The 20,244-nt window shown below is 64.0% G+C and carries 17 protein-coding genes; 5 read left to right on the top strand and 12 right to left on the bottom strand.

Annotated elements, in window-relative coordinates:
• Positions 1–58: 58 nt before the first annotated feature.
• Positions 59–1,078 (bottom strand): TRAP transporter substrate-binding protein, encoded by a 1,020-nt coding sequence (locus tag IVB47_RS13775; protein ID WP_247462141.1) that lies wholly within the window; start codon positions 1,076–1,078, stop codon positions 59–61.
• Positions 1,079–1,535: 457 nt separating this feature from the next.
• Here IVB47_RS13775 and IVB47_RS13770 point away from each other — a divergent pair, with 457 nt between their 5' ends.
• A complete protein-coding gene (locus IVB47_RS13770; RefSeq protein WP_247462139.1) occupies positions 1,536–2,732 on the top strand; it encodes a Xaa-Pro peptidase family protein in 1,197 nt (398 codons plus the stop codon).
• Between the two features lie 90 nt (positions 2,733–2,822).
• Here IVB47_RS13770 and mdoH read toward each other — a convergent pair whose 3' ends face one another.
• The 10 genes from mdoH to IVB47_RS13720 form a co-directional block, all read right to left on the bottom strand.
• Positions 2,823–4,961 (bottom strand): glucans biosynthesis glucosyltransferase MdoH, encoded by a 2,139-nt coding sequence (gene mdoH, locus IVB47_RS13765; RefSeq protein ID WP_247397997.1) that lies wholly within the window; start codon positions 4,959–4,961, stop codon positions 2,823–2,825.
• Positions 4,949–6,415, bottom strand: coding sequence for a glucan biosynthesis protein G (locus IVB47_RS13760; protein WP_247463156.1), 1,467 nt, complete (start codon positions 6,413–6,415; stop codon positions 4,949–4,951). Before IVB47_RS13760 ends, mdoH begins: the two co-directional genes overlap by 13 nt.
• Positions 6,416–6,692: 277 nt before the next feature.
• Positions 6,693–7,520: a hypothetical protein gene (locus IVB47_RS13755; RefSeq protein WP_247462137.1), complete on the bottom strand. Its 828-nt coding sequence runs from the start codon at positions 7,518–7,520 to the stop codon at positions 6,693–6,695.
• Positions 7,521–7,604: 84 nt separating this feature from the next.
• Complete coding sequence (gene fsrB / locus IVB47_RS13750) at positions 7,605–8,897, bottom strand: siderophore utilization protein FsrB (RefSeq protein ID WP_247462136.1); 1,293 nt, start codon at positions 8,895–8,897, stop codon at positions 7,605–7,607.
• Positions 8,898–8,954: 57 nt separating this feature from the next.
• On the bottom strand, positions 8,955–10,943 hold the full coding sequence (locus tag IVB47_RS13745) for a TonB-dependent siderophore receptor (protein WP_247462134.1): 1,989 nt from the start codon (positions 10,941–10,943) through the stop codon (positions 8,955–8,957).
• A 514-nt stretch (positions 10,944–11,457) separates the two neighbouring features.
• Complete coding sequence (locus IVB47_RS13740; protein WP_247462132.1) at positions 11,458–12,123, bottom strand: methionine ABC transporter permease; 666 nt, start codon at positions 12,121–12,123, stop codon at positions 11,458–11,460.
• Positions 12,113–13,264: a methionine ABC transporter ATP-binding protein gene (locus tag IVB47_RS13735; protein ID WP_247462130.1), complete on the bottom strand. Its 1,152-nt coding sequence runs from the start codon at positions 13,262–13,264 to the stop codon at positions 12,113–12,115. The genes IVB47_RS13740 and IVB47_RS13735 overlap by 11 nt, the downstream gene beginning before the upstream one ends.
• A gap of 245 nt (positions 13,265–13,509) precedes the next feature.
• Entirely contained in the window at positions 13,510–14,982 is a 1,473-nt protein-coding gene (locus tag IVB47_RS13730; RefSeq protein WP_247462128.1) for a DASS family sodium-coupled anion symporter, read from the bottom strand.
• A 115-nt stretch (positions 14,983–15,097) separates the two neighbouring features.
• Positions 15,098–15,904 (bottom strand): enoyl-CoA hydratase/isomerase family protein, encoded by an 807-nt coding sequence (locus tag IVB47_RS13725; RefSeq protein ID WP_247462125.1) that lies wholly within the window; start codon positions 15,902–15,904, stop codon positions 15,098–15,100.
• A 33-nt stretch (positions 15,905–15,937) separates the two neighbouring features.
• Entirely contained in the window at positions 15,938–16,696 is a 759-nt protein-coding gene (locus IVB47_RS13720; protein ID WP_247462123.1) for a hypothetical protein, read from the bottom strand.
• A gap of 62 nt (positions 16,697–16,758) precedes the next feature.
• On the opposite strand from IVB47_RS13720, the gene nthA reads away from it, so the two are divergent.
• Genes nthA through IVB47_RS13705 form a run of 3 tightly spaced genes read left to right on the top strand, consistent with a single transcriptional unit; the run spans position 16,759 to position 18,418 of the window.
• The gene (gene nthA, locus IVB47_RS13715; RefSeq protein WP_007591118.1) at positions 16,759–17,385 is read left to right on the top strand and encodes a nitrile hydratase subunit alpha; all 627 of its coding nucleotides are present in this window, start codon (positions 16,759–16,761) and stop codon (positions 17,383–17,385) included.
• Entirely contained in the window at positions 17,382–18,041 is a 660-nt protein-coding gene (nthB, locus tag IVB47_RS13710; protein ID WP_027566927.1) for a nitrile hydratase subunit beta, read from the top strand. Before nthA ends, nthB begins: the two co-directional genes overlap by 4 nt.
• The gene (locus tag IVB47_RS13705) at positions 18,041–18,418 is read left to right on the top strand and encodes a nitrile hydratase accessory protein (protein ID WP_247462121.1); all 378 of its coding nucleotides are present in this window, start codon (positions 18,041–18,043) and stop codon (positions 18,416–18,418) included. Before nthB ends, IVB47_RS13705 begins: the two co-directional genes overlap by 1 nt.
• A 111-nt stretch (positions 18,419–18,529) precedes the next feature.
• Here IVB47_RS13705 and queC read toward each other — a convergent pair whose 3' ends face one another.
• Positions 18,530–19,243, bottom strand: a complete 714-nt coding sequence (gene queC / locus IVB47_RS13700; protein WP_027566925.1) for a 7-cyano-7-deazaguanine synthase QueC — start codon at positions 19,241–19,243, stop codon at positions 18,530–18,532.
• A 139-nt stretch (positions 19,244–19,382) separates the two neighbouring features.
• Between queC and mazG the strand changes: the two genes are divergently transcribed.
• A complete protein-coding gene (mazG, locus tag IVB47_RS13695; protein ID WP_247462119.1) occupies positions 19,383–20,243 on the top strand; it encodes a nucleoside triphosphate pyrophosphohydrolase in 861 nt (286 codons plus the stop codon).
• The last annotated feature ends 1 nt before the right edge of the window (position 20,244 follow it).

Here is a 20,244-nt window from a genome sequence, read left to right as displayed (position 1 = left end):
CCTCGCCCGCCACTCCGTTCACTTCGACCTCGATATGAGCCATGACGGCTCCAACGCGTTACGACAGCTTGCCGACCGCCTTTTCCAGCAGGTCCCAGGCCTGATCGCCGTATTTACCTTTCCACTCGGCATAGAAGCCGGCGGACCGCAGCTTGTCGCGGAACGGCGCGACCGCGGGCTGGTTGAAGGTCAGGCCCTTGCCCGCGAGCTCCTGCTGCAGGTTGGCATTGAGCTTGGCGGTATCCTCACGCTCCTTGAGCGCTGCGGCATTGATGTTCTTGGCGACGATGGTGCGCACATCCTCGGGCAGGCTGCTCCAGGCCTTGCGGTTGGCCAGGAACCAGAAGCCGTCCCACATGTGGTTGGTCAGCGAGCAGTATTTCTGCACCTCGTAGAGCTTGGCGGTCGAGATGATCGCCAGCGGGTTCTCCTGGCCCTCGACGATTCTGGTCTGCAGCGCGGAATAGACCTCGGCGAAATTGATCGAGGCGGGCGCCGCATCGAACGCCTTGAACATCGAGGTCCACAGCGGCGACACCGGCACGCGGATCTTGAAGCCCTTGAGATCGTCCGGACCGGTGATCGGCTTGCTCGACGACGTGGTCTGGCGGAAGCCGTTGTCCCAGATCTTGTCCATGACCTCGAGCCCGGCCTTCTTGATCTCGCCGCGGACGAAAGCGCCGAGATCGCCGTCCATGGCCTTCCAAACCGTGCCGTAGTCCGGGAACGCGAATCCGATGCCGTTGATGGAGGCCGCCGGTACCAGGGTCGACAGGATCAGTCCCGACAGCGTGAAGAACTCGACGCCGCCGGACCGAATCTGGCTCAGCATGTCGGTGTCGGACCCGAGCTGGTTGTTCGGGAAGATCTGAAGGTCGAACTTGCCGTTGGTCTCGGACTTGATCGCCGCCGCCATCTCCTTGGCGCGCACGTTCAGCGGATGAGTGTCCGGCAGGTTGTTGGCGTATTTGTAGGTGAACTCGGCGCTCTGGGCGCGGGCCACATGGGGCGCACTGAGGCCGCCCAGGACCGCGGTGGCGGCGGAGGCCTTGAGAAGCGTGCGGCGGGAAAAGCTCATGGGTCTGCTTCCTCGGAAAGTTTGTTGTTGTTCTGAGATGCAAATCTATACGGACGGAAGGTCAGAAGGTCATCTGCGATCTCGCGAAGCTTCGCTTATTGCAGCCGGACATCCTCACGGCAATATCGGCTTTCGGAGGCATGGGCCGGATTCAAAAACCGAAAAACAACCCCATGCACAGTAGCCGTCGAAAGTCGGGCGACGTGCGACGGGCCGGCCCGGAAGAGAACGAGGAACGAAGGTCCGATGAGAGGAATTCTGGCTAAATAACTGATCTGATTGTATATAAAGATATTCCATAATATACCTTATGCGAATCATGGATATAGCCGTGCAGATCAGCCAGATCATTCCGCACCTACTCAGAAGCCCTCTCTCGGCTCACACTTGCCGCCAAACAAGCCCCGGGCAAACCGACGCAGCGGTTTGATGCCCACGGCAGCATTGGAGGTTCGTCATGCAGGAGAACGTCGCCCGCGCAGATCGGTCGCGCGCAATTCCATTCGATGCGGCCAAGCTCGATCGTCTGATGGAAGCCGCCGGCCTCGACGTCCTGGTCGCGACCTCCAAGCATAATGTGCAGTACATGCTCGGTGCCGAGCGCGCGATCTTCTTCGACTACATGGATGCGCTGGGCGTCAGCCGCTATCTGCCGGTCCTGATCTATCCCAAGGGCGCGCCGGAGCACGCGGTCTATGTCGGGCACCGGCTGGAGACCCATCAGCGCGCTGTCGCGCCGCCATGGATTGCGCAGGTCCGGACTGAGTCCAACGGCTCGGTCGATGCCATCACGCGGGCTGTAAGCCTGATCCGGGATGCCGGCGTGCCTCTGAAGCGGGTCGGGGTCGAGATGGCGTTCCTGCCGATGGATGCGGGCCGGGTGCTCACCGACGCCCTGCCCGGCGCCGAGCTCAAGGACGCACTGCTGGTGCTGGAGCGGCTGCGCGCGGTGAAGTCGGCCGACGAGCTGGCGAAACTCAAGACGGCCTCCGAGCTCGTCATCGCCTCGATGCTGGAGGTGATCGCCGGGCACGGGCCTGGGACGACCAAGCAGCAATTGTCAGACGCCTTGCGGATCGCCGAAGCCAATCGCGGGCTGACCTTCGAATACTGCCTGCTCGCCTGCGGCAACAGCCACAACCGGGCGCCGTCGCCGCAGCGCTGGGAGCGAGGTGACGTGCTGTCGCTCGACTCCGGCGGCAATTATCACGGCTATATCGGCGATCTCGCGCGCATGGCGGTGCTCGGCGATCCCGATACCGAGCTGAAGGAGTGCCTGGCCGAGATTGAAGCCGTCCAGCGCGCGGCCTTCGCGGCGGTCCGGCCCGGCGCCGTGGGCGGTGACATCTACGTCGCGGCCGAGCGGCAGCTCGCGAAGATCAGCCAGAGTGACTGCACGGAGTTTTTGGCCCACGGCATGGGCCTCGTCAGCCATGAGGCCCCTCGCCTGACCGCCAAAGGCCCAAACCCCTACGATGACACCGACGCCCGGCTGCCGCTCGAAGCAGGCATGGTGGTGTCGATCGAGACCACGATGAAGCATCCGAAGCGCGGGTTCATCAAGCTCGAGGACACGGTTGCGGTGACGGCGACGGGCTACGAGATCTTTGGCGAGGGTGGCCGCGGCTGGAATCTGGGGGGCAGTGCGCTCTAGGCCGGCACCACACACGGCGCTTACGGCAGACATTCGCCCTCTGCCCGAGCACCACTGGGTGGTCAGCGCCCTCACCTACACTGCCATGACCTAGACGGAAGCGGTAGCTCTCGGCATTCGCATGACTTGCTCGAGGGCATTTCGGTGCTTCAGCACGGCAAGGGTCTCGCGTGCGCTGAGGCTGCTGACGACTTCCTCGAAGTCGTCGCTCTGCTCGATCTTGGCCCGGCCGATCGCGAGGTCTATGTCGATTTGGCCCGATTTGCGAGGCGGCGTTTCGAGGGACTGCATGTGCGGTCCCAGCAACGCGGGGTTCTGTCGAAGTTCGATCAGAGCTCCATGTGCCTGGATCCGAGCCTGGCTGGCAAGCTCTCTCGCCCTCTGCAACAGCGCCGGCGCGCGATTATCCTCGGGGGTCGCAAACAGGTGCGCCATTCGCGGCGCCGTCGACGTGACGAGACCGATCGGAATGGCGCAAACGAGGCCGATGATCACTGGCGACATCCAGAGCAGCAGCGGAAGCGACACGGCGTAGGCGCTTGCCGCCATTGCCAGACCGCATAGGGTCGGCACCGTGAACTTGCGATAGACTTCATCGCGCGTGATCCTGCCATCGCTTCGCCGTTGAACTTGCCAGCCCGCGTCACGGCCCAGCAGGATCTCCGCAACGGCGGTGGATTGAAAGATCATCATGGATGGGGCGATCAAGGCGGCAAGCAGGCTCTCGGCGACTACCGCCAGCAGCACGCGAAATCCGCCGCCGAATGCCTGCCGTTCCGCACGCCTGGTGAGCAAAACGAGGTAGGCCAGCAATTTGGGCAGGATGAGCAGCCCCATTGTCGCGGCAAAGACCCAGGCGGCAAGCACGGGATCCTGTGCGGGCCAGGTTGGAAACAACGAAAAGCCCTTGGGAAAGTACTCCGGCTTGACGAAATAGGCCTGCAAGGAGATCAGGATTCCGAGCAATAGAAACAGCAGCCATAGGGGCGCGGTGAGATAGGAGCCGATGCCGGTCAACAGGTGAAGCCTGGAGACCCAGTGCAGGCCTCGAGCAGGCAGAACGGCAAGATGCTGGAGATTGCCCTGACACCAGCGGCGGTCCCGCGCCGCGAAATCCAGCAGCGACGGTGGCACCTCCTCGAAACTTCCACCGAGGCCTGGAGCCATGAAAATCCCCCACCCCGCCCGCCGCATCAGCGCGGCTTCGACAAAATCGTGGCTGAGGATGTGGCCGCCGAAAGGTTTCCTCCCGCGCAATTCGGGCAAACCCGCCTCTTGCGCAAAAGCCTGCACCCGGATGACGGCATTATGTCCCCAGTAGTTGCCTTCTGAGGCGTGCCACCAGGCGTTCCCGGCCGCGATCAGCGGACCGTACAAACGACCCGAGAACTGCTGAAGCCGGCTAATCAGGGTTCGCGCATTGACGACGATCGGAAGCGTTTGAATCAGCGCGGCCTGCGGGTTTGCTTCCATCGCGCCCACCAGCCGAACGATGGTCTCTCCGCTCATCAGGCTGTCCGCGTCGAGAATGATCATGTAGTCGTAGGCACCACCGAACCGCCTCACCCATTCGGCGATGTTGCCGGACTTTCGGGCGGTGTTGTCGGATCGGTGACGGTAGTAGAGATGGCCCGAACCGCAGTTGCGCTGCAGTTCCAGAAACGCAAGCTCCTCGGCAATCCAGATGTCCGGATCTGTGGTGTCACTGAGCAGAAACCAATCGAACAACGGGGCCTGTCCGGTCTCGCCGACCGACTCGTACATGGCGCGGAGTCGCGCCATGAGATGGTGCTGATCCTCGTTATAGGTCGGCAACAGCATCGCCGTTCGGCCGGTGATCCCGGGCAACGGACCGTGGCTGTTAATTGGCAGCACATCCGGTCGGCCCCGCAGGAGCACAAAAAAACCGGCGACTGAAGACACGAACGAAAACGCGATCCAGGCGAGCAGCACGAGAAATAGCCCGAACACCATGCCTTCGAGGACCGTGACGCCACCAACCTTGAGAACGTCGTACATCTCAACAGCGCCCGCAGCGGTAATCGCGACCGTTCCGCCAAGAATGAACAGGCGCCGCGCTGCAACGGCAGGGGCGGTCCGCAGTCGCGCCGGATAGGCACGATTTGTCCCGTCCAATCGGCAGGGCAGCATCGGGAGAGGCGTTTCGTCGGGAAGATACCGAATGCCAAGCTCAGGCGAAAGCGCGGGCGACGGCGTCAGGGCGCCCATCGGTAAACCCAGACTTCGGAGATCGGTTGGTCGCCCTGCATCAAGACCGCCCTCAACTCGATAGGCGCGTCCTTCACGGCGCATTGAAAACTCAGGCGCCAGCCGCCGGTTTCCGGGTTTGGCTGTGTGACGACGTTCTTGATCTCGGATTTGTCGGCGCTGACGGCGCCCCTCACCTTGTCAGGGTCGACCTCCTTCAGCTTGTCACCGAGCAGCTCGAGCACGAACAATTTGCTGTCGTCGCCCCGGGCGCCAATGCCTGTGCGGGTGAACCGGGCCAGTGAATTGGGCTTCGGCGCGTCCGGACCCCAGTGCAGACGATAGGTGTAGTTGTTTTCGCTCTTGGCCTGGAGAGCTGTTTTCGGGCGCCAGAAGGCGGCGATGTTGTCGTGAACTTCCTCCTTGGTCGGGATCTCAAAGAGGACCACACTGCCCTCTCCCCAATCTCCGATCGGTTCGACCCAGAGGCTCGGGCGACGCTCAAAGCGCGATTCGATGTCCTCGTAGGCAAAGAAGTTTCTCTCCCGCTGCATCAGGCCGAAGCCGCGAGGATTGAGGTCATTGAATGTGCTGGCCTGCAGATCGCGCGGATTGTTGAGAGGACGCCAGAGTTGCTCGCCCTTTCCGTTGAACACGGCGAGCCCATCGGAGTCGTGCACCGCGGGGCGGAAATCGTCGACGTCGTGTCGGTCGTTCGGACCGAAAAAGAACATGCTCGTCATGGGCGCCAGGCCGGCATGCTGCAGCTCGATCCGCGGATAGAGCGACATCTCCACGTCGAAGACCGTCGGAGCGCCGGGCCTGATCGTGAAACGATAGCTTGCCGTAGCGCTCTTGCTGTCAAGCAGCGCGTGTACCACGACAGATGTGGCACCCGGCGCGGGCTTCTCCAGCCAGAAGGCCTTGAAGAAGGGAAATTCCTCCCCCTTGCTCTCGCCGGTATCGATCGACAGGCCGCGCGCGGAAAGGCCGTAGGTCTCGCCTTTGGCAACGGCACGGAAGTAGCTGGCGCCCAGAAACGCGCAAACCTCGTCGAAATAGTCGGGGCGATTGATCGGGGTGTGAATGCGAAACCCGGCAAATCCGAGATCGGCGTCCGGTATCTGGCCGATATTGTCGCCGAATGCAAAATCGTCGCGCCGGTACCTGATCGGTACGGCTCGTCCGCCGGAGACCTCGTAAATGTCGACCTTGTTCTTGTAGAAAAAGCCGCGGTGGAAAAACTGGACCTCGAAGGGCAGCTTCTCGCTGCGCCAAGCCGCGCGCTCCGGCAGAAAGCGAATTGACCGGTACTGATCGTAGGTGAGATCCTTGAGCGCGTCCGGGACCTTTTCATCTGGTGGCTCAAAGGGCTTACTCGCCAAATTGCGGGCAAGCTCGCGGACATAAGAGGGGCCAAACGGCAACTCCGCCGCCGATGCCGGAGAGAGTGCGCCGGGCAGTAGTGTTGCCAAGGGCGTCAATGCCGAGGCTTCCAGGAATTGTCGGCGATTCAACTGCGCTACCCGTTCGGTTCCAACCGCAGTGCAACCCCCTCGTCGCGAACGAGTTCCATGAGCGCGGCCGAATCCGAGCACCCTGTTGCCGACGAGCTCGTCGATGCGGACTTGGCAACATCGCGCTGATCCGCCTCGGTTGCGCCTGCAGGACGAGCTGCAATTTCCGATTGAGCATTCTCGAGCCATGGCGCCGCACAACGCTGCAGCCCCCGCAGGCAACTGGATGATCGCCTTAGCGCAGCGGCAGCAACTCCAGCTGGCTCTGCGCTTTCTTGACCGCCGTCGCATACCAGCTCTGGCTTGGTGCCTCCTTGGCGAAGCACGCCGTGTACGCGGTCATCGCGTTGTCTTCGCGGGTGATGTCGCCGCGGGGGTCTTTCTTGTCGATGGGTTTGGCCATCATCTGCTTCCAGACCTTTTCGCAGGCCGGGATCTCAGCCGTCTTCACCGCGTCGCTTGCGGCGAGAAAGAAGACCTTGTCGCCCTGGATTGCGACGACGTCGATTTCATGCGGCGGTCCCTTCAAATCGCCATTGCCGCGCACGCCCAGTACAGCGACCGCAGCGCTTGCTCCCGCGGGCTTCGTGATCGGCAGCTCGGCATATTTGGCGAAGGCGGAGTCCTGGATCGCCTGATGGTAGAAGCGGTCCGACTTGAACGCCGCGCCGATCTCCTGCGGCATGCCGTCCTCGCGGTGCTCGCGCAGCCAGTGCTTGAGCAGGCCAGTCGTGGTCACCACCGCCTGCATCTTGTCGCCCTCGGAGGCGAAGCCGAGCCCGTCGAGATGGCCGAAGCCGGAATCGCCCTTGAAAAGCGTGTCCGCGTTCGTCTTGCCGTCGGCCGGCAGTCCCTTGATCGCGACGGCGCCCACCATGCCGCGCAGGACGCCCGTCAATTCCTTGAGTGCCGCATCGTGCTGCTTATAGGTCTCGTCATTCTCCGTGGCTTTCGAGAACTTTGCGATGTAGCGATCGCGCAGGTCGAGATAATGCTGCTCCGGGCCAGCCGCATGTGCGGGCGTGGCGAAAGCGAGCAGGCAGAGCAAGGCGAGCGATCTCATGTGATTTCCGACAGGGCTGGGTCTGATCTCCAGTCTTTGTGCCGGTGCCGTGCGGGAAGGTTCATCCGCGAGCGGCCAGGAGCCCTACTCCGCCGGCGTCAGTTGCTGCCGGCTCGGACGCATCGCCGCCGTCTCGCGGACGCGGATACGGGCGCGGCGCTTGCGCCACCAGATCGCGACGCCGGTAACCGAGAGTGCCGCCACCACCAGCCCCATGATCGAGATCAGAATGCGGCCGAACAGTCCCACGATGCGGCCCGAATGCAATGGGAATTGCGCCTGCACGAAGATGTCGGCGGCGGTGCCGACCCAAGGCAGCCGTTCGCCGATCGGGCGACCGTCCTCGCTGTCGTAATAGAGCTGCGCCGGGCCGACGCCGCCGGCGCCGTGATCGTCGCCCGGATGGAAGAAGGCCGCGGCATAGACACCATGGGCCGGGCCGTAATTGACCGAGCCGACCGGGACGGTCCATCCTCGCCCCTTGCCGTCGGCCGCTGCGCGCGCGGCGATGTCGGCGAAGCCGACCTTGGGCTCGATGGGGTCGTCGAGATCGCGATATGGCCGCTGCTCATAGGGTGTCGGCGTGTAGTTCGACACCATCTTCATCAGCGGCGAGAACACCTCGAAATAGAGGTTCAGCGAGAATGCCGTGAAGGCGATGATGAACAGCACGCCCCAGGTCCACAGGCTGAAGGCGCGGTGGATGTCGAAATTGATCCGGTAGGCGCTGCCCGAGGTCTTGATGGTCCACGCCGGCGCCCAGCGCGCCCAGAAGCCGAGCTCGAGCTGGCGCGTGACTTGAGGCGCCCGCTCCGCCCTGGCGCGCCGGCGCGAGGGCAGCGTCAGGTAGAAGCCGACGAAGCAATCGATGGTCCAGATGATGGCGATGATTCCGAGCAGGCGCATGCCCCAGCGGTCGCTGCCCCAGAATTCCGGGATGTGCATGGTGTAGTGCAGCTTGTAGAGAAACGAGACGAAGTTCTCTCGCGTCACCGGCCACACCGCGCCCCAATAGCGCCGGCCGAGCTCCGCGCCGGTGTTGGGATCGAGGAAGATCTGATTGTAGTCGAGCGCGTAACGCTTGCCGGTCGCGGGATCGATCCTGGGCATGACGAAGAACCACAGCGAGTGGCCCTCCTCCGGCGTCATGAACAGGTAGACCACGCGCGCACGGGGATCGCGCTGCTCGATCATCTTGGCGAGATCGATCGAGGGAATGGCCGGGCCTTTGCTGCTGACGTCGAACAGATGGCTGTTCAGGACCTCGTCGATCTCGTGATCCCAGGAGATGATCGCCCCGGTGATGCCGGAGAAGAACAGGAAGCCGGCCGTGAGCAGTCCCGCCCAGCGATGCAGCTTGCCGAATATCGCTCTCATCGTCGTCTCTCATCAAGCGGGCCCAGCCGCCATCGCCGGTCCGTCCTCACGTCGAACTCACCACCGATACGTCAGCTTGCCGATGGCCTTGCGTCCCTCCGCGTAGAAGCAGCCTGACAGGCTGTAGCAGGCGGCGACAAAGCGGGTGTCGGCGAGGTTGGTGACGTTCAGCGACAGCCGCCAATTGTCCCTTGTGTAGGCGAGCAGCGCGTCCAGCACGGTCGACGATCCGACCTTGAACGTGTTGGCGTCATCGCCCCAGATCGCGCCGACATAGCGGACGCCGCCGCCGAACTGCAGGCCCGCGAGCGGCCCGGTCTGAAGCGTGTAGTCGTTCCACAGCGAGGCGCGGTTGAGCGGCACGGTGACCGGCGCCTTGCCGACATTCACCGGATCCTGCGTGACCGTTGCATCGACATAGGCGTAGGCCGCGCGCAGGTTCCAGCCGTCGGCGAGCGACATCGTGCCTTCGAGCTCAAGGCCGCGCGATTTTACTTGCCCGGTCTGTTCGGCAATGTTGAGTGGAGGCGCAAAGGTGACGACGTTGTCGCGCGTCAGGTCGAAGGCGGCGAAGGTGAACAGCGCGTTCCAGCCGATCGGCTGATACTTGACGCCCACCTCGTACTGCACGCCGGTCTCGGGATTGAGCAGCTGTCCGCTCGGGCCGGTGGCGAGCACCGGCAGGAACGATTCCGAATAGCTGAAATAAGGCGCGATGCCGTTGTCGAAATTGTACATCAATGCGGCGCGGCCGGTGAAGGCCGATGCATCCTTCGCGACGGACGTATTGAAGATTCCGCTGTCTACCTGCGTCGTGACGAAATCCTGACGGCCACTGAGCTGGAACGAGAGCCGGCCGAGCTTGATCTGGTCCTGCGCGTAGAGGCCGACGTGCGATTGCTTGACTCCGGTGTCGTCGCTCATGGCGCCCATGGTCCAGTCGTAACTGTAGACCGGGTTGAAGACGTTGATCTCGGGCGCGGACGTCGTGACGCCAAAGGCGGTGTCGCGGAATCTGGTGTTGCGATAGTCGAACCCGACCAGCGTGGTGTGGCTCAGGAAACCCGTGGTGAACTTGCCCTGGAGCTGATTGTCCACCGCGAAAGAGTTGATGTAGGAGTTGCTGTAGCTGCCGAAACGCGCGAGCTGTCCCGCGGCCTCGTCGGTATAGCCTCCGCCGAAAAACACCTTCTCCTCGTTGTGCTGATAGGCATAGCGCAAATTCTGACGGAACGTGATGTTGTCGGTGAAATTGTGCGAGAGCTGGTAGCCGGCGGTCGCGATCTCGGTGTTGAACGCGTTGAAGCTCGGCACGCCCGCGAAGAACGAGACCGAGATGGTGCGGCCGTTGATCGGCCACACCGTGCCCGAGGCCGGCAGGAACTGAAGGCCCCACCCTGCCCGGTCGCGCTGGTAGTTCGCGAGAATCGTGATGGTGGTGTCCTCGTTCGGCTTGAACGTGACGGCGGGCGCGATGAAGACGCGGTTGTCCTTGGTGAAGTCGACCTGGGTCTCGCCGTCGCGCACCACGCCCGTCAGGCGCCACAGCACGGTGCCGTCCCTGTTGGCGGGACCGCCCATGTCGAACTGGCCCTGATAACGGTTGAAGCTACCGCCGGAGATCGAGACCTCGCCGAATTGCTGCGCCGTCGGCAGCTTGGTCACGTAGTTGAGGATGCCGCCGGTGCCGCTGCCGCCATACATCGCCGAGGATGGGCCCTTCAGGACCTCGAGGCGCTCTGCGCCGTAGGGATCGAGGCCGTTGAAGTGCACGTAATTGCTGGAGGGAATCCGCAATCCGTCGACGTAGAGGCCCGACATGGTGGTATCGAAGCCGCGGATCTGGAGGGCGCCGAAACGGGTATCCGAGCCGCCGTTGACGTCGCCGCTGACACCCGCGGTGTAGCGCAACGCCTCGCCGATCGAGACCGCACCCTGGTTCCTGACCTGGTCGGTCGTGACGACCGAGACGGACTGCGGGGTTTCGATCAGCGGCGTATCCGTCTTGGTCGCGGTGCCGCTGCGCGTCGCAACGAAACCGCGCACCGGACCATTGGCGCGTTCACCCGTGGCACCGTTCGAGGATGCCGATTGGGTCGGCGCGACTTGCTGCGCCGGAGAGCGACGATTGGCGCGTGCGGTGCGTGTCGCCCCTGAGCGTCGCGTTGATGCGACCGCCGCAGGCCGGGCGCGCTGGGCCGGGGCTTCGACGGTGACGGCGGGAATCTGCGTCTGCGCCTCCACGGCACCGAAGGGTACGACGAGAGCAAATGTGCTGGCCGCTCCGAGGAAGAGAGTCTGTATCTGTCGACGACGCGTGTCGGAACGCGAAGCAAGTTGGAAGTTGGTCACGTCGAGGCCCCACGCACTGCCGGCTTCGCCGGTATCGTTTTTGATGCCTCGCCCTAACGCAGGCGATTTCGGAGTGCGACAGGAACTGCGTTAGAATTTCTCCAGACGCGTGCGCAACGCGTGCGACGAATGCGCTCAGTCGTGTTTGGAAGTTTGGAATGTTTCCAGACCGACAAGAACCTGCTTGTTCGAAATGTCTGAAACGGCGTCAGCGATGTCGCAGCCGGCGGTTGACCCGACGCGCGAGATAATCGCCAGCGCTCTGCACCAGCTGCACCAGCGCGATCAGCACCACGACGACGGCGAGCATCATCTCCGGCATGAAGCGCTGATAGCCGTAGCGGATACCGAGATCGCCCAGGCCCCCGCCTCCGACGGCACCGACCATGGCGGAGTAGCCGAGCAGGCTGACCACCGCGAGCGTCAGCGCCAGCAGAAGACCCGGCAACGCTTCGGGGATCAGCACCTTGAGCACGATCTGCATCGGCGATGCCCCGAACGAGGATGCGGTCTCGATCAGGCCGCCATCGACCTCGCGGATTGCGGCCTCAACCAGGCGCGCGATGAACGGCGCCGATGCGATCGTCAACGGCACGATCGCGGCCGTCGATCCGATCGAGGTGCCGGCCACCAGCCGCGTGAACGGGATGATGGCGACGACCAGGATGATGAAGGGCGTAGACCGTGTCGCGTTGACCACGATGCCGAGCACGCGATTGACGAGAGGCGCCGCGAACAGCTCGCCTTTCCGGCTGGTCGCGAGAAAGACGCCGAACGGCAGGCCGAAGGCGGTGCCGACCAGAGCGGCGAGCCCGACCATGTACAGGCTCTCGCCGGTCGCCTGGACGATCAGGTTGATGAGTTCAGGCGACATAGCCGAGACGCTCCGCGGGGAATTGATATTGTGACAGCCAGGCCAGCGTGCGCGTCGTCGCGTCCTCGCCGCTGGACATGCCGAGAGGGATACCTAGCGTCAGTGAGCCCACATGCTGGCCGCCGATCTCGTCGATGCGGGCCGAGAGCAGCGACACGTCGAGGCCGAGTTCGCGCGCGAGCCGCGCCACCAGCGTGTCGCCGCTCCCTGCCCCGCGCACCTGGACGCGGATCACGGCCTGTCCGCCCGCAGGCGGCTCCGAAACGATACGGCTCGCCAGCGACACCGGCAGGCTGTCTCCGATCACCTCGGCCAGGAAGGATTGCGTGATCGGATGCTTGGGGTGGGTGAAGATGTCGGCGACATGGCCGCTCTCGACGACGCGGCCGGCGTCGAGCACCACGATGTCCTTGGCGAGCTGGCGCACCACGGACATCTCGTGGGTGATCAGCACGATGGTCACGCCCAGCTCGCGGTTGATGTTCGCGAGCAGATCGAGGATCGCCCGCGTGGTCTGCGGATCGAGCGCCGAGGTCGCCTCGTCCGACAGCAGCACGCTGGGTCGCGTCGCCAACGCTCGCGCGATGCCGACGCGCTGCTTCTGGCCGCCGGAGAGTTCGGACGGGTAGCGGTCGTGTTTGTCGGCGATGTCCACCAGCGCAAGCAGCTCGGCGACCCGGGTTTTGATGTCCGCTTTGGCCCAGCCGGCAATCTCGAGCGGCAGCGCGATATTGGCGGCTGCGGTGCGCGAGGACAGCAGGTTGAAGTGCTGGAAGATCATGCCGATCGAGCGCTGCGCCAATCGCAGTTCGCGCCCTGCGAGCGCCGAGATATCTCTCTTATCGACGATGACGCGGCCCGTGGTCGGCCTCTCCAGGCCGTTAATGAGCCGGACCAGGCTCGATTTGCCGGCGCCGGAGCGGCCGATGACGCCGGTGATCGAACCGCGCGGGATCGCGAAGTCGATGTTTTGCAGGGCATTGACGCCGGGCTTGCCGCGATAGGCCGGATAGATTTTCGAGATGCCTTCGAAGCGGACCATCGCGTCAGGCGCAGTCGCGGCAGGCGAGATCGTCTGACCTGAGATCGCGTCAGGCTTTTCGATCGGCTGTCCGATCGCGAGCGACGGGTGGACGTTCATGGAGGCGGCCTTCGTGCACAACAGTTCCGCGTGCCCCTGGGGCATCCGGGAACCGGTCGCATCAAGCGACGGAGAGTGAAACCGCGATGAGGACTCAGCTGGAGCGCGCTGCACCGCAGCAGGCACCATCGCCCTTTCAGGTCTCTCTGGCAATGTCAGATATTCGTGGGGAGTTGGACGAAGTTTTCCAGATTTCTCCCCACTGAAGAAAATTCATCTGCCGCCGTCTTGGCCCTCGCCCCGGCTCAGGTGACCCGCAACCAGGGCCATACGATCAGCAGGAGCCCTGCGAAATAGAGCATCCCGAAAATCAGCCCAAAACCCCAGAACTGACCCTTGCCGATATAGCCACTGCCGAAATACATCGGCGCCGGCCCCGTCGCGTAAGGCGAGATCACCCCCATCAGGCCGAGCGAATACATGCAGAGCATGGCGAGCGTCGTGACCGGCAGGTCGGGGATGCCGGATCCGACCGCGAGCACCACGGGCAGCACGGCGGCGGCATGCGAGGTGATGCTCGAGAAGAAATAGTGGATCCAGAAGAACAGTGCGACCAGCAGGAGCATTGCGGTCGACGGCGACAGCCCGGCGAGCGGCTTTGCATATTCGGTCGCGAACCATTTGATGAAGCCGATCTCGTTGAGGCCCGAAGCCAGCGTCAGCAGCGAGGTGAAATAGAAGAACACCTCCCAGGCGCCCTTCTCGGCGACGATGTCGGCAAACTCGATCACGCCCGTCACCAGCATCAGCGAGATCACGATGAACACGACGGTGGTGGCGTTGACGAAATTCGAGCCCAGTAGCGGCACGCGGATGTCCGGGCTCGAGCCCGCGATCCACAGGAACATCGCGAGCAGGATCAGCGCCAGCATGATCCACTCATTGCGCGACATCGGGCCCATCTCCGCGAGCTCCTTCGATGCCCATTCGGAAATTTCCGGGCTGCTCTTCACCTCGGGGCGGCAGACCGCGTAGCTGAGCAGCGGGACCAGCACCATCAGGAGGAGGCCGAGCGGCGCAAAGCCGATGAACCACTGCGCCCAGCTGACGTCGATTCCGACGGTCTTCTTGGCGATGGCGAGCGCCGCTGCATTGGGCGCGAGCGCGGTGAAAAACAATGAGCTGGTGACGGCGGTCGACGCGAACGCGGTCCACATCACGTAGGTGCCGATCTTGCCGGCGGTCGGTCCCGGCTCGGAGCCGTAGATGCGCGGGATGTTGCTGATGATGGGATAGACGATGCCGCCGCTGCGCGCGGTGTTGGACGGTGTCGCCGGCGCGAGCAAAAAGTCCGACATCGCCACTGCATAGCCGAGACCAAGCGTGTTGGTGCCGAGCTTTTGCACCAGCACGAGCGCAATACGGCGGCCCAGGTGGCTCTTGCGGTACCCGATCGAGAACACGAAGGCGCCGACGATCAGCCACACCGTGCTCTCGGCAAAGCCCGCCAGCATCCAGCGTAGCGACTTGGTCGGATCGGGATCGATATAACCGCCGACGCCGGCAACCGTCAGCCCGATCAGGCCGACCGCGCCGACCGGCATCGATTCCAGGATGAGCCCGGTGATGACGGCCGCGAAGACGGCAAAATAGTGCCACTGATTGGCGTTGAGCCCTGCCGGCACCGGCCACAGATAGATCGCCAGCCACACCGCGAGCGGCGCGATCAGCTTCCAGCGAGACCCTTTCGCCTCAGGCGCCTGCGAGCTACCGGCCATGGGCCCTCCCCCCTCGATCGTCATTGTCGTCTGCCGGCCCGTTGATCGGGCCTATTTTGTCCCAGCGCCGCGTATACGGATAGTCCGCGGCGCAATCAATGGCCCGAGCCTGCTTCTACCGCCCTCTGAACTTCGGTTTGCGTCGCGTCAGGAACGCATCGACGCCCTCCTTGTGGTCCTCGCTAAGGCTTGCCAGAGCGAACTGGTCGACGTCCATGTGGCTGGCGAGATTATCCAGCGCATGCGCCAGCCGGTTGACCGTGAGTTTCGTCATGGCAACGGAGAGCGGCGGCTGCGCTGCCACCTTGCGCGCAAGCTCCATCGCGGCATCGAACGCATGGCCGGGATCGACCACCTGCTCGACCAGGCCCCACTCATGGGCTTCATCCGCGCTGATGCGCTGATCGGCCAGGATCACCGCCTGCTTGGTCCGAGCTGGGCCGATCAGATGCAGCATGCGCGGAATGCTTTGCCAGCTCATGTTCATGCCGAGCCCGATCTCGGGCACCCGCAGATGGGCATCGCGTCCCATGACGCGGAAGTCGAGCGCCACGGCCAGCGCCACGCCACCACCGACGCAAAAGCCCTCGATGGCAGCGATCGTGATCTGCTCCATCTCCTGCCAGGCGTGGGTCAGGCGCGGTCCGAGCTTGAGATGCCGCCGCAGCGTGCCGAGGTCCATGTCCTTGCGCGCGCGGCCTTCGGCATCCTTGAGGTCGAAGCCGGCGCTGAACGCAGCCGCGCTGCCTGTCAGCACCACGACAGAGGTTGCGGCGTCATCCTCGAAACTGCGCGCGGCCGCGGTGAGCTGGCGCAGCGCCTCTGGCGATAGCGCATTGATGCCGTCGCCGCGGTCGAACCGCACCACCGCAATCCGCCCCTCCGGCCCGATGCCCTTCTCGATCTTCACATAATCAGGCAACGCAAACTCCCCTGGTCTTGGTCTTCCTGGCGCTCACAGATGCCCGGTACGCCGATGTTCGGGTTCGCTTCCATGGATCGGAAACCAGACCGTGGTCCCGATGGTGATCCAGTTGGCATTTTCGCCGGTGATGTTGCGGCCGTAGATCACATCGACGGAGAAGATCTCGTTCGGCCGGTAGCGGACGCCGGTCTGGAAACGCGGTTGCACGACGCTTGCGACCTCGGACGCGCCGGCCTGCCCATACGCCTCGATCGTCCATTGCAGGGTGTCGGTGAATTTCCAATCGAAGCCGATGCCGTAGGTCAGGTAATGGCGATCCACCGTGCGATCCCAGAGCCAGCCGCCGTTGACGTTGATGCGCATGGTCTCCGACAGGCGGAAGGTCGCGGGGATGACGGCAAAGGCGGATAGCGCCTCGCCGGTCGCCGCGTCGAACGATCCACCGCCATAGGCCGACAATCCCCACCGGCCTATTCCCGTCGGAATGAAATTCGTCTTGGCTTTTGGCGCGAGCGTCGTGCTCCAGTCGCCGTCGCTCCGGGCCCGGACGGTCTGCAGGCTCAGCTCGATCGGCCTGAAGGGATCGACGACACAGGAGGGATTGGCGACCGCCGAAAAATCGGTGTTGGAAGCCGTCGACAGCCAGCTCTCCACCTTACAGGAGCCGACCTCGGAAATGTCGGCGGCATCGACCGCATAGGCGCCATTCGCGGCGCGCGCATCCTGCGCCGCGAATGCGCCAAGAGCCGCGATTGCGGCGGTTATCCCAGTTCTTGCAGCCCAGCCCATGGTGCGATGTTAGCAGAGTCTTCGCCTCGACAACGCCCGGATTCTGGGACTATCTTCGCCCTATGAGCGACCATCATCATCACCACGATCACGACCATTCCGAGCTGTCGGAGACCGAGCTGCGCGTGCGCGCGCTCGAGACGATCCTGACCGAAAAAGGCTATGTCGAGCCGGCCGCGCTCGACGCCATCATCCAGGCCTATGAGACCCGGATCGGTCCCCATAACGGCGCGCGCGTCGTCGCCAAGGCCTGGAGCGATCCGGCTTTCAAGACGGCACTGCTGGAGGACGGCTCGAAGGCGATCGGCACGCTCGGCCATGTCAGCCGCGTCGGCGACCACCTCGTCGTGGTCGAGAACACGCCGCAGCGTCACAACATGGTCGTGTGCACACTGTGCTCCTGCTACCCTTGGGAAATGCTGGGGCTGCCGCCGGTCTGGTACAAGGCCGCGCCCTATCGCTCCCGCGCGGTGAAGGACCCGCGCGGCGTGCTCGCCGATTTCGGCGTGCAGGTCGCCAAGGACGTTGAAATCCGGGTATGGGATTCGACCGCCGAAACGCGCTTTCTTGTGCTGCCGATGCGCCCCGCGGGGACCGATGGCTGGAGCGAGGAGCAGCTCGCCGAGCTGGTCACGCGCGATTCCATGATCGGCACCGGCTTTCCCAAAGCGCCCGGAGCGCCGTCATGAACGGCGTGCACGACATGGGCGGCATGGACGGCTTCGGCAAGGTCGAGCCCGAGCCCAACGAGCCGGTGTTCCACGAGGAATGGGAGTCGCGTGTTCTCGCCATGGTGCGTGCGATGGGCGCAGCCGGCGCCTTCAACATCGATACCTCGCGCTTCTATCGCGAGACGATTCCGCCGCACGTGTACCTGTCGAGCTCCTATTACAAGAAATGGTTTCTCGGGCTCGAGGAGATGCTGATCGAGAAAGGCTATCTCACCCGGGAGGAAGTCGCCGCCGGCCATGCGATGCAGCCGTCCAAGGCGCTCAAGCACGGCAAGTTCGATCTCGGCCAGGTCGAGCGCATCATGGTGCGCGGCAAGTTCGCCCGCCCTGCCCCGGCACTGGCGAAATACAAGATCGGTGACAAGGTCCGCGCGAAGAACATTCATCCGGCGACCCACACGCGGCTGCCGCGCTACGTGCGCGGCCATGTCGGCGTCGTCGAGCTCAACCATGGCTGCCACGTATTTCCGGACTCGGCGGCGATGGAGCTCGGCGAGAATCCGCAATGGCTCTACACGGTGGTATTCGAGGGCCGCGATCTCTGGGGCGCGGACGGCGATCCGACCTCGAAAGTCTCGATCGATGCGTTCGAGCCGTATCTGGACCCGGCGTGATGAGCAGCACGGCTGCTGCTGCCGCGACGGCAGCCATCCCGAGCATTCCGCGCGACGATGACGGCCCCGTGTTCCGCGCGCCCTGGGAAGCGCACGCCTTCGCGATGGCGCTGACGCTGCACGAGGGCGGCGTGTTCACCTGGCCCGAATGGGCGGCAGCCCTGACCTCCGAGATCAAGCGCGCGCAGGCGGCCGGCGATCCCGATACTGGCGAGACCTACTATCTCCATTGGCTCGCCACGCTGGAAGGTCTCGTCGCGCGCAAGGGCGTTGCGTCTGCGGAGACGCTGCATCGCTACCGCGACGCCTGGGATCACGCGGCAGATCGCACCCCGCACGGCAAGCCGATCGAGCTGAAGGCGGAGGATTTTCGGTAAGATCGCGCACACCCATCATTGCGAACGTAGCGAATCCAGAATCCCTCAGCAGAGGCAGTCTGGATTGCTTCGTCGCAAGAGCTCCTCTCAATGACGGCGGAGTGAGGCACCTCACCGGCCCGCCACGTACTCCCGCCACCCCTTTGCCCGCAGGCTGCACGCAGGGCACTCGCCGCAGCCGTATCCCCAATCATGCTGCGCGCCACGTTCGCCGAGATAGCAGGTGTGCGACTGCTCGCGGATGAGATCGACCAGCCCGTCGCCGCCGAGCTCATGGGCGAGCTTCCACGTCGCGGCCTTGTCGATCCACATCAGCGGTGTGTGCAACTCGAACTTGCGGGCCATGCCGAGCGACAGCGCGGCCTGCATCGCGCGAATGGTGTCGTCGCGGCAATCGGGATAACCGGAATAGTCGGTCTCGCACATGCCGCCGACGATGTGACTGATGCCGCGCCGGTAGGCCAGTGCCGCGGCGAATGTCAAGAACACCAGATTGCGGCCGGGCACGAACGTGTTCGGCAGGCCGTCGGCGCCCATCGCGATCGCGACGTCGCGCGTCAGCGCCGTCTCGGATACGGCCGCGAGCGTTGGGATCGACAGCGTGTGGCTCTCGCCAAGCCTGGAAGCCCAATCCGCGCGCAGATCCTTGATGCCGTCGAACAGTCGGTCACGGCAGGCAAGCTCGATGGCGTGGCGCTGGCCGTAATCGAACCCCAGCGTCTCCACGCGCGCAAACCGGTTCAGCGCCCAGGCAAGGCAGGTGGTGGAATCCTGGCCGCCGGAGAACAGCACCAATGCGGTTTCGGATGAAAATACGTCGCTCATGGCCCGCGCTTTAGCATTGCGCACGCTGCTCGCCAATCCGGCCCGCCAACCGGTGGAAATCACCCTGTTCCGCCGCGCTGCGCTGGGAACGGGAGCTCGCTTTTGGCATAAGGCTTGGGAGCCAGGAGACTGCCCCGCAATGACCCCTTCCCGCGACATTTCCCGCCTGATCGAGATCATGGCGGCGCTGCGCACACCGGTGACAGGCTGCCCCTGGGACCTCGAGCAGAATTTTGCGACCATCGCGCCCTATACGATCGAGGAAGCTTATGAGGTGGTCGAGGCCATCAGCCGCGGCGACCTCGACGATCTCTGCGAGGAGCTCGGCGACCTCCTGCTGCAGGTCGTGTTCCACGCCCACATGGCATCGGAGCAGAACGCGTTCGCTTTTGGCGATGTCGTCGAGGCCATCACGCGAAAAATGATCCGGCGCCATCCTCACGTTTTCGCCGACAAGGAGGGCAACCTCGCCTCCTCCCACGTCAAGGAAGTCTGGGACCGCATCAAGGCGGAGGAGAAAGCCGAGCGCGCCGCGCGCCGGCCGCCGCAGGAAGTGCCGTCCCACAAGTCGCTGCTGTCAGGCGTGAAGCCCGGCCAGCCCGCGCTGACGCGCGCCATGGAGCTGCAGCGCAAGGCCTCCACTGTCGGCTTTGACTGGAACGATCCGCGCGCGGTGCTGGCAAAAATCCGCGAGGAAGCCGACGAGATCGAGGCCGCGCTCGACCGCGACGACAGCGAGGGCCTAGCGGAAGAGACCGGCGACCTGATGTTCGCGCTGGTCAATCTCGCCCGCCATGTCGATGCCGATCCGGAAGCCGCGCTTCGCGCGACCAACGCGAAGTTCGAGCGCCGGTTTGGGTTCATCGAGCGGGCGCTGGAGGCGCAGGGCCGCACGCTGGAGCAGGCGTCGCTCGCCGAGATGGACGCGTTGTGGAACGCGGCGAAGAGCGAGGAGAAAAGCGCCGCGCCGGCCGAGAGAAGTAACCAGGCGAGCGGCTAAC

Source organism: Bradyrhizobium sp. 62 (assembly GCF_023073035.1).
GTDB lineage: Bacteria > Pseudomonadota > Alphaproteobacteria > Rhizobiales > Xanthobacteraceae > Bradyrhizobium.
Note: the sequence above shows the minus strand (reverse complement) of the source record. Positions and strands in the feature narration are given on the sequence as shown.

Coding starts and splice junctions, on each gene's coding strand:
- IVB47_RS13775 (WP_247462141.1), bottom strand. CDS start 1,078: ATGAGCTTTTCCCGCCGCACGCTTCTCAAGGCCTCCGCCGCCACCGCG.
- IVB47_RS13770 (WP_247462139.1), top strand. CDS start 1,536: ATGCAGGAGAACGTCGCCCGCGCAGATCGGTCGCGCGCAATTCCATTC.
- mdoH (WP_247397997.1), bottom strand. CDS start 4,961: ATGGGCGCCCTGACGCCGTCGCCCGCGCTTTCGCCTGAGCTTGGCATT.
- IVB47_RS13755 (WP_247462137.1), bottom strand. CDS start 7,520: ATGAGATCGCTCGCCTTGCTCTGCCTGCTCGCTTTCGCCACGCCCGCA.
- fsrB (WP_247462136.1), bottom strand. CDS start 8,897: ATGAGAGCGATATTCGGCAAGCTGCATCGCTGGGCGGGACTGCTCACG.
- IVB47_RS13740 (WP_247462132.1), bottom strand. CDS start 12,123: ATGTCGCCTGAACTCATCAACCTGATCGTCCAGGCGACCGGCGAGAGC.
- IVB47_RS13735 (WP_247462130.1), bottom strand. CDS start 13,264: ATGAACGTCCACCCGTCGCTCGCGATCGGACAGCCGATCGAAAAGCCT.
- IVB47_RS13730 (WP_247462128.1), bottom strand. CDS start 14,982: ATGGCCGGTAGCTCGCAGGCGCCTGAGGCGAAAGGGTCTCGCTGGAAG.
- IVB47_RS13720 (WP_247462123.1), bottom strand. CDS start 16,696: ATGGGCTGGGCTGCAAGAACTGGGATAACCGCCGCAATCGCGGCTCTT.
- nthA (WP_007591118.1), top strand. CDS start 16,759: ATGAGCGACCATCATCATCACCACGATCACGACCATTCCGAGCTGTCG.
- nthB (WP_027566927.1), top strand. CDS start 17,382: ATGAACGGCGTGCACGACATGGGCGGCATGGACGGCTTCGGCAAGGTC.
- IVB47_RS13705 (WP_247462121.1), top strand. CDS start 18,041: ATGAGCAGCACGGCTGCTGCTGCCGCGACGGCAGCCATCCCGAGCATT.
- queC (WP_027566925.1), bottom strand. CDS start 19,243: ATGAGCGACGTATTTTCATCCGAAACCGCATTGGTGCTGTTCTCCGGC.
- mazG (WP_247462119.1), top strand. CDS start 19,383: ATGACCCCTTCCCGCGACATTTCCCGCCTGATCGAGATCATGGCGGCG.